The following is a 13,039-nucleotide window of genomic DNA, read 5'->3' on the forward strand; positions in this document are numbered from 1 at the left end:
TGCGATACCTAACCTAAGTCGGGAAGTTGCAGGTAGAGGAATAGATTGGATTGATCATCACAGGTGGTCCACGAGCCTGGTTCGAGAGTCCGAGTTAACAGAGCTGACGAGTTGAAGATGCAGTACAGTGGGGGAGAAGGCCGGCATAGCCGTCCTTTTTCAATGTTTAGATCGGTTCGACAAGTGTGATGGAGGAGGAAAAGCAATGCAAGATCAAGGCAAGCTGTTGATTATCGGGTTCGGTCCGGGAGCCATGGAACATATCACGAAGCGGGCACTCGAAGCACTTCAGGAGAGTGAGGTTATTATCGGATACAACACCTATGTGGATCTTATTCGACCTCTGTTAAACGGGCAAGCGATTGTGCGCACAGGCATGACGGAGGAAGTAAGCCGTGCACAGGAAGCGGTCAGACAGGCGGAGATGGGCAAAAAAGTTGCCGTAATTTCCAGTGGTGACGCAGGCGTGTACGGGATGGCGGGTCTGGTGTACGAGGTGCTGATGGAGCAAGGCTGGAAGCCGGATACGGGTGTTGCTGTCGAAGTTATTCCAGGAGTCTCGGCTATTCAGTCTTGTGCTTCGCTGCTCGGAGCTCCCGTTATGCATGATGCATGTACGATCAGCCTTAGTGATCACCTCACGCCGTGGGAGACCATTATTCGCCGGGTCGAAGCCGCAGCGTCCGCTGATTTTGTCATTGCCCTGTACAATCCACGCAGTGGACGGCGCACACGCCAGATCGTGGAAACACAGGAAATGATCCTGCGTTATCGTGATCCGCAGACCCCGGTAGGTCTGGTGAAAAGTGCATACCGTGAGCGTCAGGACGTTGTCATGACCACACTGGAGGATATGCTGAATCATGATATCGGCATGCTGACGACCGTGATTATCGGCAATTCTTCGACCATGATGTACGAAGGACTCATGGTCACCCCGCGCGGGTACCAGCGGAAATATACGCTGAACACCGCGGAACAGTCGCTCAGACCCCATGAGCGACTTCGCACGGAAGCCGAGCCATGGTCGCTCGGCGCAAGGGAAGCCCGCGCTGCCGCCTCCGGCGAGGCAGCGGGCGAGAGCGCGGCCAGCGATGCATCGGCCGCGCAGCCACAGGCGGAGCCAGCCCTGCGCGGCGAGAGCGCCGGAGCGGGCACGGCTCCGCAAGGGCAGCCTCCCGCTGGCGCAGGGGCTGCTGCCGCTATGCCTGCGGCAAGCCCGGCGAGCGGCGCTGGCACCGCCGTGCTTGCCGGCGAGCGACCTGCGCCCGTTGCGGCAGAGGCCGCTCCGGGCCGGGTCGCAGAAGCGCCCCGCGCCGGCGCAGCTGCGCTCGCCGCCGAGGCGCTGACGCGGCTCGCGGCAGGCGGCGCGCTCGCGGGCGAATCGGCGAGCCGCTGGCTGGATGCAGCAGCAGCGCCGAGCCGATCGGCAAGTGCACCGCAAGCTGCGACCGCAACGGCGGTACGCACCGCGTCCGAGCCTGGGCGCAAGGCGCCGTTGTTCGAAGTCGGCGTGTCGCCCGGCGTGGGCAACAAAAAATTCACCGCAGCCCAGATGGCGCTGCTGGCGCAGTGTGCAAGTGAAGACGGCGAACTGGAGTACACGCCGGAGCATCAGATTATTCTGAGAGTGCCGACATTTGAACCGGACTCGCTGGTTGAAGAGCTGCGTGCAGCGAATTTTATCGTTGTACCGATTGGCGATGTCATCAAGGTGAAGGCCTGTGACTTCTGCAACATGGAGAAGGATGACGCTGTCCCGATGGCTAACCATTTGCAGGCCGTAATTGGCGGACTGGGTGCACCGAAAGAAACAAGTGTGGCGCTGAATGGCTGCGGTATGGCATGTTACGGGGCCGTGCTGGAGGATATCGGCATCGTGTATCGCAAAGGGGCATACGACCTGTTCCTCGGTGGCAAGAAATTCGGCCGCAATGCCCATCCTGCACAGCCCGTAGCAGAGGGAATTCCGGGTGACCAAATTGGTGGAATTGTGGAACGAATTGTGGCGGATTACAAGGAAAAGGGTCATCCGAATGAGCGATTCCACAAGTTCTTCAAACGAGTCGGCGTAATTCAGGGCTTCCGCCATGTGGACGCACCGGTCACGGTGGAAGTAAACCCGATATGCGGTGACTAATTACGTACTAAATTAATTATGTACTAGTGCCTGACTAAGCCTTGATTAAGCATTAATTAATTTCCTTGACTGAGTCATCTCCTTCGGGGAGACATGACGATGCGGCTTGTCAGGACGTATCGAATCGTTTGCAATATTCGCTGAATTTCAGCTGACATGGATTGATTATTACGGGGATGTAGCGAATGGATGAGAGGACTGGTTTGAGCGCAGTTTTTGCCTGATGAACTGGAGTGCCGATTGAATATGAAAAGTCTGATCTGCGGGTCAGACGGGGGAGGAATAACAAAGATGGATGCAATATTGTTGGTGGGACACGGAAGTCGTGATCCCGAGGGGAACCGGGAACTGAAGGAGTTTGCAAATGAGGTAGCAGCGAAGGCACCGGAGAATACGTTGGTGGAGACTTGTTTTCTGGAGTTAACGAGACCAAGTATTGCTGAAGGTGTAACCGCTTGTGTGGATCGAGGGGCAACACGTGTCGTGTTGGTGCCGATCATTCTGTTTGCTGCCGGTCATGCCAAGATTGATATTCCTAACGCCATTGACCGCGCCAAGGCACGTTATCCGCAGGTAGAGTTCGTATACGGTCGTCCCATCGGGGTTCATGAGAAAGTCGTTCAAATCATGCAGACTCGTCTGCAAGAGGCACAACCTGTACTTGTCGCATCTCAAGGCGGTACAGCGGTCGCGGCTCCACCGGCTCCGGTGACGGATGAAGAGACTGCCGTCCTGGTGCTTGGACGCGGAAGCAGTGACCCGGATGCCAACAGTGATTTTTTCAAAATGACCCGGATGTTATGGGAGAAACTGCCATACAAGTGGACGGAAAGCAGCTTTATCGGCGTGACTCAGCCCTCATTCCCGGATGGATTAGAGCGCTGTCTCTTGCTGGGTGCAAAGAAAATCATCATCATGCCTTACTTCCTGTTCACAGGTGTACTGATCAAGCGCATTGATGAAATGACTGCGGAATTTGCAGCGGCACATCCGGACATTCAGGTTGAGGTTGGCGGATACTTTGGCTTCCACCCGAAGCTGGTTGAATTGGTGCTGGAGCGAGCTCATGAGGGGTTATACGGACGTGTAACAGCCAACTGTGACAACTGCCAATTCAGACTGGAAGCAGCCAAACACCATCATCACCATCATGATCACGACCATGGACATGATCATCACCACGACCACGACCATCATCACGATCATGATCATGGACATGAGCACAGTCACGACCACCATCATGAACACAGCCATGCACACAACCACGATCATACGGACCATGATCACTCGCATCATCATGATGAGCATGACCACCAGCATGTACATGCACACGATGACCATACACATAAGCATGACCACGGTCATGATCACTCGCATACAGCCGTCGATCGTCAAGCATCACTCGATTATCATCATGATCACGATGAAGAGTTGCATCATACGCATCACGAGCAAGAAGTCCATCGGAACAACCCGGATGACGCGGAAGGAATCGCACAAGAAGCAGCTTCTCCCGATCAGTCACAGGTTGCAGCAACTTCGGAGCAGGTGAATCGTCCATGATCTTCATGTTGTGTGGTACGAGTGATGCCAGGGAACTCGCTCTACAGATTCAACAGCAAGGTACAGACGTGCTGACTTCTGTCGTAACCGAAAGTGCGGCAAATAGCCTGACAGAAGCCGGGTTACCTGTTCGGACAGGTCGTTTGACTGTGGAAGCCATGGTGGAACTTGTGCGTGAGAAAGGTAGCCGTGCCATTGTGGATGCAAGTCATCCGTTTGCCGAAGAAGCACATGCCAATGCGATGGAAGCAGCCAAACAGGTGGGCATTCCATATATTCGCTATGAGCGCACAGGTCTGGCATACGATGATCACGCGTTGCTGCATGTCGTATCTTCCTACGATGAAGCGGCACTCAAGGCCAAAGAACTCAAGGGCTCCGTTATGCTGACGACAGGTAGCAAGACGTTACAGATTTTCACCAAGCATCTGCTCGGTGATCCGGATATTCGCCTCGTTGCCCGCATGCTTCCACGTCTCGATAATTTGGAGAAGTGCGGTGAGCTTGGTGTGGAACAGCGCAATATTATTGCGATGCAGGGACCTTTTTCCCGTGAAATGAATGAAGCCTTGTACAAGCACTATGCGACGACGGTAATGGTTACCAAGGAGAGCGGCAAGACCGGCGCAGTGGATGAGAAAATCCAATCTGCACTCGAACTGGGCATTCATGTCGTGTTGATTTCACGCCCCGAGGCTGAATTTGGAACGGTGTTTGACCATTTTGAAGGTGTACTGGATGAGTTGAAGCGTGTAATGGTGCATTAGAGCACCCCAATAGTCTTAATTTGAATAATGAATTTTTGAATGACACCACTACTTGAAGGAGTGAAATGCACATGGATTTCAAAACGGAATTCAAACCGTTGACCGTACAACCACAGGAGATTGAGGGCAAAAGCTTTGAGATGATTACGGAGGAACTGGGTGAGCATCCTTTCACAGCTGAGCAATATCCCGTGGTACAGCGTGTCATTCACGCCTCGGCTGACTTCGAACTGGGCCGCAGCATGGTGTTCCACCCGGATGCCATTCAAGCAGGAATTGCAGCGCTTCGCGCCGGCCAATCCGTCATCGCTGACGTACAGATGATTCAGGCTGGCGTAAGCAAAGATCGCATTCGCGGTTTTGGCGGAGATGTGCACGTACATATTTCTGATCCCGATGTGATGGAGGAAGCCAAACGCTTGAACACTACTCGCGCAATCATCTCGACGCGTAAAGCGAATCAATTATATGAAGGCGGAATTTATGCCATTGGTAACGCCCCAACAGCTTTGCTGGAACTGATCCGTTTGGTGAAAGAAGGCGAAGCCAAACCAGGCTTGATCATTGGTATGCCCGTCGGATTTGTATCCGCAGCCGAGTCCAAAGACGAGCTGCGCAAACTCGACATCCCGTTCATCACCAACATCGGCCGTAAAGGCGGAAGTACCATCGTCGTAGCCGCCCTGAACGCCATCTCCCTGATGGCGGTGAAGGCGTAGTCGTTTTTAAGTAACGAATAAAGGACAGTAGAGGCAAGGCAATCGTGACGTAAACAAGCGTTAACGAACTTTAACGATCTTAACGGACTTTAACGAACCTTGACGGAGTTTGACGAACCTCACAGGCCTTATATTGCGGAGTATCATCCGTTTCATATTTTAACGAACCCGAGTAACGCTATTCTGGTGAAACACGCCAAAAAGTGGTGAAAACAACGTCTGTTTAATGAAATAACGTCACTACGATTCGTTACATTTTTCGTATGTGGAACCTGACCCAAATAGCGTCTTCTCGATTCGTTAGAAATGTAGATGTCATCAAAAGGCATCCACTCATAGTCACATGACTGAAACGGATTGTACGGATAAGCACGGTCCACCGTCATAAGGTGGTCAATCCTCAAGTATCACCCACTAGCAAAAATGAATAACAGACGCTCAAGCGCAAAACCGCGTAACTACATTCCATGCCAAGGCCTACTGGCGTGGAATGATCAGTTACCCAAAATAACCTCAGGGCATTGTTTAGCCCAAGAGGTGGCATTATGCACTGTGCCGGGTGGATGCAGAAGCAGGTAGCAGCGAAGGGGACTGAATCGATTCTGAAGAAGCGGAGCTCAAAGCTTTCTGTAAGAAAGCTACTTCGGAAGCATACACTCGCGTTTGTCTCCGGATTTCTCCCTTTGGAAAAGGGAATCAAAGAAATCTGGAGACAACAGCGATCATAAGAACGATCCGTACCCGTAGCGGTCACCCAAGCGCCAAAAGCCACCACCCATGCACGCAGCGTAATGCCATCTCATTTAAACTAGCTAATTAAAGGACGGGAGGTTCAAAACCCATGAAAGGCGGCAGTACACCAGACCCCGACAAACCAATGCGTTCCGGCTTCACCACAGGAGCGTGTGCCACAGCCGTTGCCAAAGGGGCCACGCAGCTCCTGTTAACAGGTATGATTCCGGCGCAGGCCGTGGTTTCATTGCCCGCGGGCTTTGACCACTCGTTCGAACTGATCGAGCAGGAACTGACCGATGGCGTAGCGACCTGTGCCACGATCAAAGATGCCGGAGATGACCCGGACGCCACGCATCGGGCGAAGATCATCGCACATGTGTCCTGGCGGGACGAGCCAGGCATGGAGCTGGATGGGGGCATCGGCGTAGGCCGGGTCACGAAGCCTGGACTGCCTGTGCCTGTAGGCGAAGCGGCAATCAATCCCGTTCCGCGCCGCATGATTACCGAAGCCGTCACTCAGGTGCTCGCCGAACACGGCACAGCCAGAGGCGTGCGGGTTGTGATCAGCGTGCCGGACGGCGAAGAGATGGCGAAGAAGACACTGAATTCCCGTCTGGGCATTTTGGGCGGCATCTCCATTTTAGGTACACGCGGCGTGGTCGTTCCGTTCTCCACCTCTGCTTACAGAGCCAGTGTGGTGCAGGCCATCTCGGTTGCTCAGGCATCCGGATGTGATCATATTGTACTGACGACGGGCGGCAGTAGTGAGAAATACGCCATGAAGATGATGCCCGATCTGCCAGAGGAAGCTTTTATCCAGATGGGTGACTTTGTCGGCTTTGCGATCAAACACGGTAAACGGTTGGGCATGAAACGCATCACGCTGGTCGGGATGCCAGGCAAATTTGCCAAAGTGGCCCAAGGCGTCATGATGGTGCACTCCAAGAGTGCGCCGGTGGATTTTGGATTTCTTGCGTCCGTGGCCCGCGAGACTGGAGCCGGGGATGAACTGGCGCAAGCGATCGAGGAAGCCAACACGGCCACTCAGGTGGCAGATATGATGACCGAAGCCGGGTACTTGCCCTATTTTGAAAAGTTATGTACATACGCCTGTCGGCACTGTTTGGAACATGCCGGAGGCGGCGTGACAGTGGAAGTGGTCTTGGTAACAATGAAAGGAATGGAACTGGGGAGGGCGGAAATCAGTGAACTCGAAGACAGCAACTGGAGCAAAGAATCGTAAAATCCGCATTATCGGTGTGGGTGAAGAAGGCGCAGCAGGATTGACAACAGATAGCCTGAATCTCATTCAGGAGGCAGATGTAATCGTTGGCGGAGAGCGCCAGCTAGAGTACTTCCCCGCATTTGCAGGTGAACGGTTAGCGATTAAGAGCGGTTTAAGCGATCTCGTTGTGAAAATAAAAGCGTTGCAGGCCACACACAGCGTTGTTGTGCTTGCCTCGGGAGACCCGCTGTTCTACGGCATCGCCGGGTATTTAGCGCGCAAAATCGGCCCGGATCAACTGGAGATCCGGCCTAATCTCAGTTCGCTGCAGCTGGCATTTGCCCAGCTTGGCGAGAGCTGGCACGATGCCGTGCTCGAAAGCGTGCACGGACGCCCGCTCAAAGGCCTTGCACAGCGCATCGATGGCAAAGCCAAAGTGGCGCTGCTCACGGACGAGCATAACAGCCCCGCTGCGATCGGGGCGTATCTGCAACAGTTCGGCATGACGGAGTATGATGCCTACGTTGCCGAGAACCTGGGCGGGGCAGACGAACGTGTCCGCCATTACACCCTCGACGAGCTGGCAGCAGCAGAATGCAGCCCGCTGAACGTCGTGATTTTGCTGCGCCGCAAGGATGCACCCGCGCCGCGCCGGGGTTTCGGGTTTGCAGATGAGGAATTCCATCAGCGCAAACCCGAAAAAGGCCTCATCACCAAGCGTGAAGTCCGCGCGTTCAGCTTGTCCGAGCTGAAACTGGGCGAGGACAGCATCGTGTGGGATATCGGCGCAGGTTCAGGCTCGGTGGCGGTCGAGTGCACGCGGCTGGCGCCGCGGGGCCAGGTCTTCGCCATCGAGAAGAACGAAGGTGACCTCGTGAACATCGAGGCCAACCGGATCAAATTCCGGACAGACTTCACCGTCCTTCATGCCAAAGCTCCAGCGGGGCTGGACGAACTGCCGCATCCGGATGCGGTGTTCATTGGCGGCAGCGGCGGCGAACTCGGCCAGCTGATCGCCCTGTGTGCGTCCCGGCTGCGCCCCGAGGGACGCCTCGTCGTGAATGCAGCGACGATCGAGACGCTGCATGACAGCATGAAGGCGATGCGCGAAGCAGGCATGGACGCCTCCGTGACCTTGTTGCAGACGGCGCGCAGCAAGCCGATCCTGAACATGACCCGTTTTGAAGGATTGAATCCGATCTACGTGATTACAGGACAATATATTACAGCAGAAGAAGCGGAAACGGCGAACGGCGCAGAGTAGTCTGGCCAGAATGAAGAAGGGGGAGAGCAGCATTAGCACAACAACAGCAAGCACAACAGGAAGCACAGCGTGGGAAAGCACTTCGGCAGATTCATTGGAAAATACATCGTCCGATCACCAAGCCATCGGTACATTGTATGGCGTGGGTGTTGGGCCGGGAGACCCGGAGCTGATTACGGTAAAAGCATACCGGATGATCCGGGAATGTCCCGTGGTCGCTTATCCGAAGAAACGTAAAGGCGGTAAATCATACGCCCACGAGATTGTGGAACTGTATGTGAACCCGGAAGAAAAAGAGATGCTTGGCCTGATCTTTCCGATGACCAAGGACCCGGTTGTGCTTGAACGCGAGTGGGGCAAGACGGTTGAAGCATGCTGGGGCGCGCTCAAGGAAGGCAAGGATGTGGCCTTTGTAACCGAGGGAGATCCGAACCTCTACAGCACATTTATTCATCTGGCCCGGTTGATGCGAGAGCTGCATCCTGAGGTGCCGATTAGTTCGATCCCGGGCATATCCTCCGTGTTGGGTGCGGCGGCAGCGCTGGATATGCATCTGGCAGACGGAGATGAGCAGGTAGGCATTATCCCGGCTACGGCAGATAAAGAAGCGATGCGGCAGGCAATTGAGCATCACGATACCATTGTATTTATCAAAGTGGCGAAGGTGCTTGACCTGATGCTGGAATTGCTGGACGAGATGGGACTCGGGGGCAAAGCTTCGGTCGTTACCAAGGTCACTTCTCCATATGAACTGGTCTGGCGCGATGCCCGTGAACTGAAAGGGCAGGAGCTGGAATATCTAAGCCTGATGGTGGTGAGCAAATGAAGACATTGGAAGCGAAAGTCTACATTGTAGGTGCAGGCCCGGGCGATCCGGAACTGATTACGGTGAAAGGTTCCAACATTTTGAGAAGTGCGGATCTGGTGCTGTATACGGATTCCCTCGTGAACGATGAACTGATTGCTACGGCGAAGCCCGAAGCAGAAGTGTTGCAAAGCTCTGGCATGGATCTGGAGCGTCAGGTTGAGCTGATGTGTGAAGCCACTCGTGCGGGTCGCAGTGTAGCTCGTGTGCACACAGGTGATCCGGCGATGTACGGCGCAATTCTGGAACAAATGGTACTGCTGAAACAGCAGGGCGTGGAATATGAGATCATTCCGGGTGTGAGTTCGGTCTTTGCTTCGGCCGCTGCGTTAGGCGCTGAATTGACTGTACCTGAACTCACACAGACCGTTATTCTGACACGTGCAGAAGGCCGTACCCCTGTGCCTGAACGGGAGAAGCTGCGTGATCTGGCATCCCATCACTGTACGGTGGCGCTCTTCCTGAGTGCAACTCTGGCGAAAAAGGTCGTGGTTGAATTCCTCGCCGCAGGCTGGAGTGAAGATACACCCGTGGCGGTCGTGCAGCGGGCAACATGGCCTGATCAAAAGATTGTACGGACCACGCTTGCCAACCTGGCAGCGGATCTGCGTGCCGCCGGCATTACCATGCATGCGATGATTCTGGCAGGCTGGGCACTTGACCCGGATCTCGTGAACCGGGATGCCCACCGTTCCAAGTTGTACGATAAATCCTTCACCCATGGCTATCGCAAGGGAGTGAAATCTGGTGAGTAATCCGTTTGCAGCCGTCGCCATTACGAAACATGGTGTAGAGATGGTGCGTAATCTGGCTGGGCAGTTCCAGGGCACGGACGTGTATTATATGAGCAAGTTTGCTCGTGGCGATGAAGAACAGTTAGGTTATGAGCTGTTCGAAGGCTCGGTAAAGCTGATTTTACCTGACTTGTTCAAACGATATAATGGCATCATTCTGTTCATCTCCCTGGGGGCAGTTGTGCGTATGATCGCTCCGATTCTGGTGGACAAAAAAGTTGATCCTGCCGTCCTGGTCATTGATGACCGCGGCGAAAATGTCATCAGCGTACTCTCTGGTCACCTTGGCGGCGCGAACGAACTCACTCGTCAGGTCGCAGAGGTACTCGGCGCACGTGCAGTCATCACGACAGCTTCAGACGTGCAGGGCACCATTCCGGTGGACATGTTTGGCCGCGAGCTGGGCTGGATCGTAGACAGCTTCGACAAGGCAACACCTGTCAGTGCGGCTGTGGTGAACGAAGAGCCTGTCGCCCTCATTCAGGAGACGGGGGAGCGAAACTGGTGGAAATATAACAAACCCGTGCCGGATCATATCCGTGTCTTCAACCGCCTGGAGGAAACGGAATCATTTCCGTTCAACGCCGCGCTGGTCGTCAGCGACCGCCTGCTTTCGGCAGAAGAAGAGGAACGTTATCTCACCAATGGCGTATTGTATCGTCCGAAAAGCCTCGTGCTCGGCATGGGCTGTAATCGCGGCACATCTGTCGAGGAATTGGAGCAGGAAGTCCTCGCCACCTTGGAGGAGTTATCCCTTTCCGTGAAGAGTGTGCGCAACATTGCCACAATTGATCTGAAAAAGGATGAAGAAGGCCTAATGGCCCTCTGCGCCAAATACGGCTGGGAACTGGTGACTTATACGCCTGCAGAACTGAATACAGTGAAGCTTGCAAATCCATCCGAGACGGTATTCAAATATACCGGAGCCTATGGCGTGAGTGAACCTGCGGCGTTGCTCTCTTCGGGAGCCGACCATTGGCTATTAGAGAAGAAAAAGCGCGGTAATCTGACGATCTCCGTTGCACGCGTTTTATTTAAGTAGAGATATGCATGAAGTGAATCTACTTTATACCATAGCACTGCGATGACAGAATACCCTTCCGATCGCTGTTATCCCCGGATGTTTTGGATTCCCTCTTCAAAGAGTAAAATCCGGTAATAAAGGCGAAGCGCATGCTTACGAAGCAGATTTCTTTCAGAAAGCTTTTGGCTCCGCTTCTTCAGGTTAATTCTGTCCTCTCCGTTATTGTGTGAATATTCATTTCATGAATAAAGGTTCTGCATTAATCTTGGCCGCATCGCTATATGATGCGGTTTTTTTAAGATTATAGAACTTATGCGTTTTCAGCAGAGCTGAAGGATTCGATAATCGCAAGTAAAGGTGGAAATGACAATGACCATTGCAAATCATAATGCCAGACCCCGACTGATCATTGCTGGCACCGGAAGTGGTGCAGGGAAAACGACAGTAACCTTGGGACTGATGAAAGCACTCTCCCAGCGTGGTATGAGTGTACAGGGGTTCAAATGCGGCCCCGATTATATTGATCCGACCTACCATACCGCAGTCACGGGCAGGCCGTCACGTAATCTGGATGCATGGATGACATCGCCAAAGTATGTGAGAGATACGTTTGAGAAGGCATCGGAGGGACATGATATTTCCATTATCGAGGGTGTTATGGGCCTCTACGATGGTAAAGATCCGCTCAGCAATACAGGCTCGACGGCAGAGATTGCACTGGTGACACAGACCCCTGTGGTCCTGGTTGTGGATGTACGCAGCATGGCTCGCAGTGCGGCCGCGATTGTACTGGGTTTTCAACAGTTGGAGCCTGCATTAAATATTGCCGGAGTGATCGTCAATCGTTGTGGAAGTGCAGGGCATTATACCATTGTGAAAAAAGCCATTGAGCAGATGTGCGGCATTCCGGTGGTTGGCTGGCTTAAGCGGGACGAGGACATGTCCATCCCGGAGAGACATCTGGGACTGGTGCCTGCCATCGAGCGCGGTGAACTGGAGCCATTATTCCAACGTGCTGCCGATGTGCTGATGGAAGGCACGAATCTGGATCTTCTGCTTGAACTGGCGGCAAGTGCTCCACCCTTGAATACAGAAGAATGTAGTTCGGCTACTATTCTCGACACAGACTCAGCCAGTGCTGAATCTGGCTCAAATAACGATCCGCATTCCGATTCAGTGATCCACGTTAATCATCGACATGTATCTTATGCGGTACAACCTGTCATTGCCGTTGCGCGTGATGCGGCGTTTAATTTCTATTACCCCGATAATCTGGAATTGCTCGAAGGTGCGGGAGCCCGATTACAGTATTTCAGTCCGCTCGCTGGTGAAGGTATTCCAACGGATGTGGATGGCATCTATTTGGGCGGCGGATTTCCTGAAGAATTCGCATCAGATATTGCGGGTAACCAGGGATTTTTGGAAGGGCTTCGTCATGCAGCACAATCCAACATGCCATTATTTGCCGAGTGTGGGGGCTACATGGTGCTCGGAGAAACGTTGACCGACCGTGATGGTGTTACTTTCGAGATGGCGGGTATTATCCCCGCACAGGTGCAGATGCAGAAGAAGCGAGCTGCGCTTGGCTACCGTGAAGCGAGTAGCGCTAAGGATTCCTTTTTGCTGAAAAAGGGTGAGGTCCTTCGGGGTCATGAGTTTCATTATTCCACGATGACCTATCGTGACGAAGAGACGATCCCTTATGCGTATGAGACCAAGGGGTTGCGTGGCTTGAAGCAAGAGGGATATGCCGCAGGCAACATCGTGGCAGGGTATACGCACGTTCATCTCGGCTCTTACCCGGCAGCCGCACGAAGATGGGTGGAGCATTGTCAGGCTTATCGGAAGGAACGATATATTCAGGAGTGAAAGCAACGGTTAGACAGTTCAAACCGATGGCTGAATTCAATAAGCAAAATGGCTCTAATCTGATTTTCATCTCA

Annotated in this window: 10 protein-coding genes; all 10 read left to right on the top strand. The window is 53.5% G+C overall.

Features of this window, described 5'->3' with window-relative positions; genetic code table 11:
* The first annotated feature begins 205 nt into the window (after positions 1-205).
* The 10 genes from cobJ (at position 206) to ACTHPG_RS20210 (ending at position 12,965) form a co-directional block, all read left to right on the top strand.
* A complete protein-coding gene (gene cobJ / locus ACTHPG_RS20165; RefSeq protein WP_440391229.1) occupies positions 206-2,140 on the top strand; it encodes a precorrin-3B C(17)-methyltransferase in 1,935 nt (644 codons plus the stop codon).
* A gap of 291 nt (positions 2,141-2,431) precedes the next feature.
* The gene (locus ACTHPG_RS20170) at positions 2,432-3,703 is read left to right on the top strand and encodes a sirohydrochlorin chelatase (RefSeq protein WP_440391230.1); all 1,272 of its coding nucleotides are present in this window, start codon (positions 2,432-2,434) and stop codon (positions 3,701-3,703) included.
* The gene (gene cobK, locus ACTHPG_RS20175; RefSeq protein ID WP_440391231.1) at positions 3,700-4,470 is read left to right on the top strand and encodes a precorrin-6A reductase; all 771 of its coding nucleotides are present in this window, start codon (positions 3,700-3,702) and stop codon (positions 4,468-4,470) included. Before ACTHPG_RS20170 ends, cobK begins: the two co-directional genes overlap by 4 nt.
* Positions 4,471-4,541: 71 nt before the next feature.
* Positions 4,542-5,189, top strand: coding sequence for a precorrin-8X methylmutase (locus ACTHPG_RS20180; RefSeq protein WP_278297837.1), 648 nt, complete (start codon positions 4,542-4,544; stop codon positions 5,187-5,189).
* An 841-nt stretch (positions 5,190-6,030) separates the two neighbouring features.
* Complete coding sequence (locus tag ACTHPG_RS20185) at positions 6,031-7,167, top strand: cobalt-precorrin-5B (C(1))-methyltransferase (protein WP_440391232.1); 1,137 nt, start codon at positions 6,031-6,033, stop codon at positions 7,165-7,167.
* On the top strand, positions 7,130-8,413 hold the full coding sequence (gene cbiE / locus ACTHPG_RS20190; RefSeq protein ID WP_440391233.1) for a precorrin-6y C5,15-methyltransferase (decarboxylating) subunit CbiE: 1,284 nt from the start codon (positions 7,130-7,132) through the stop codon (positions 8,411-8,413). The genes ACTHPG_RS20185 and cbiE overlap by 38 nt, the downstream gene beginning before the upstream one ends.
* A 10-nt stretch (positions 8,414-8,423) precedes the next feature.
* The gene (gene cobI / locus ACTHPG_RS20195; protein WP_440391234.1) at positions 8,424-9,239 is read left to right on the top strand and encodes a precorrin-2 C(20)-methyltransferase; all 816 of its coding nucleotides are present in this window, start codon (positions 8,424-8,426) and stop codon (positions 9,237-9,239) included.
* Positions 9,236-10,033 carry a precorrin-4 C(11)-methyltransferase gene (gene cobM / locus ACTHPG_RS20200; RefSeq protein WP_076332461.1) on the top strand — a complete coding sequence of 266 codons (798 nt, stop codon included), beginning with the start codon at positions 9,236-9,238 and terminating at the stop codon, positions 10,031-10,033. Before cobI ends, cobM begins: the two co-directional genes overlap by 4 nt.
* Positions 10,026-11,114 carry a cobalt-precorrin 5A hydrolase gene (locus ACTHPG_RS20205; RefSeq protein WP_440391235.1) on the top strand — a complete coding sequence of 363 codons (1,089 nt, stop codon included), beginning with the start codon at positions 10,026-10,028 and terminating at the stop codon, positions 11,112-11,114. The genes cobM and ACTHPG_RS20205 overlap by 8 nt, the downstream gene beginning before the upstream one ends.
* A 351-nt stretch (positions 11,115-11,465) precedes the next feature.
* Positions 11,466-12,965, top strand: a complete 1,500-nt coding sequence (locus ACTHPG_RS20210) for a cobyrinate a,c-diamide synthase (RefSeq protein ID WP_440391236.1) — start codon at positions 11,466-11,468, stop codon at positions 12,963-12,965.
* The last annotated feature ends 74 nt before the right edge of the window (positions 12,966-13,039 follow it).

Origin of the sequence: Paenibacillus sp. SAF-068, assembly GCF_051967555.1 — a bacterium.
Classification (GTDB): domain Bacteria; phylum Bacillota; class Bacilli; order Paenibacillales; family Paenibacillaceae; genus Paenibacillus.

What these genes read in the sequence shown, in the direction of transcription:
- cobJ (WP_440391229.1), top strand. Translation starts at nt 206, where the DNA reads ATGCAAGATCAAGGCAAGCTGTTGATTATCGGGTTCGGTCCGGGAGCC.
- ACTHPG_RS20170 (WP_440391230.1), top strand. Translation starts at nt 2,432, where the DNA reads ATGGATGCAATATTGTTGGTGGGACACGGAAGTCGTGATCCCGAGGGG.
- cobK (WP_440391231.1), top strand. Translation starts at nt 3,700, where the DNA reads ATGATCTTCATGTTGTGTGGTACGAGTGATGCCAGGGAACTCGCTCTA.
- ACTHPG_RS20180 (WP_278297837.1), top strand. Translation starts at nt 4,542, where the DNA reads ATGGATTTCAAAACGGAATTCAAACCGTTGACCGTACAACCACAGGAG.
- ACTHPG_RS20185 (WP_440391232.1), top strand. Translation starts at nt 6,031, where the DNA reads ATGAAAGGCGGCAGTACACCAGACCCCGACAAACCAATGCGTTCCGGC.
- cobI (WP_440391234.1), top strand. Translation starts at nt 8,424, where the DNA reads ATGAAGAAGGGGGAGAGCAGCATTAGCACAACAACAGCAAGCACAACA.
- cobM (WP_076332461.1), top strand. Translation starts at nt 9,236, where the DNA reads ATGAAGACATTGGAAGCGAAAGTCTACATTGTAGGTGCAGGCCCGGGC.
- ACTHPG_RS20210 (WP_440391236.1), top strand. Translation starts at nt 11,466, where the DNA reads ATGACCATTGCAAATCATAATGCCAGACCCCGACTGATCATTGCTGGC.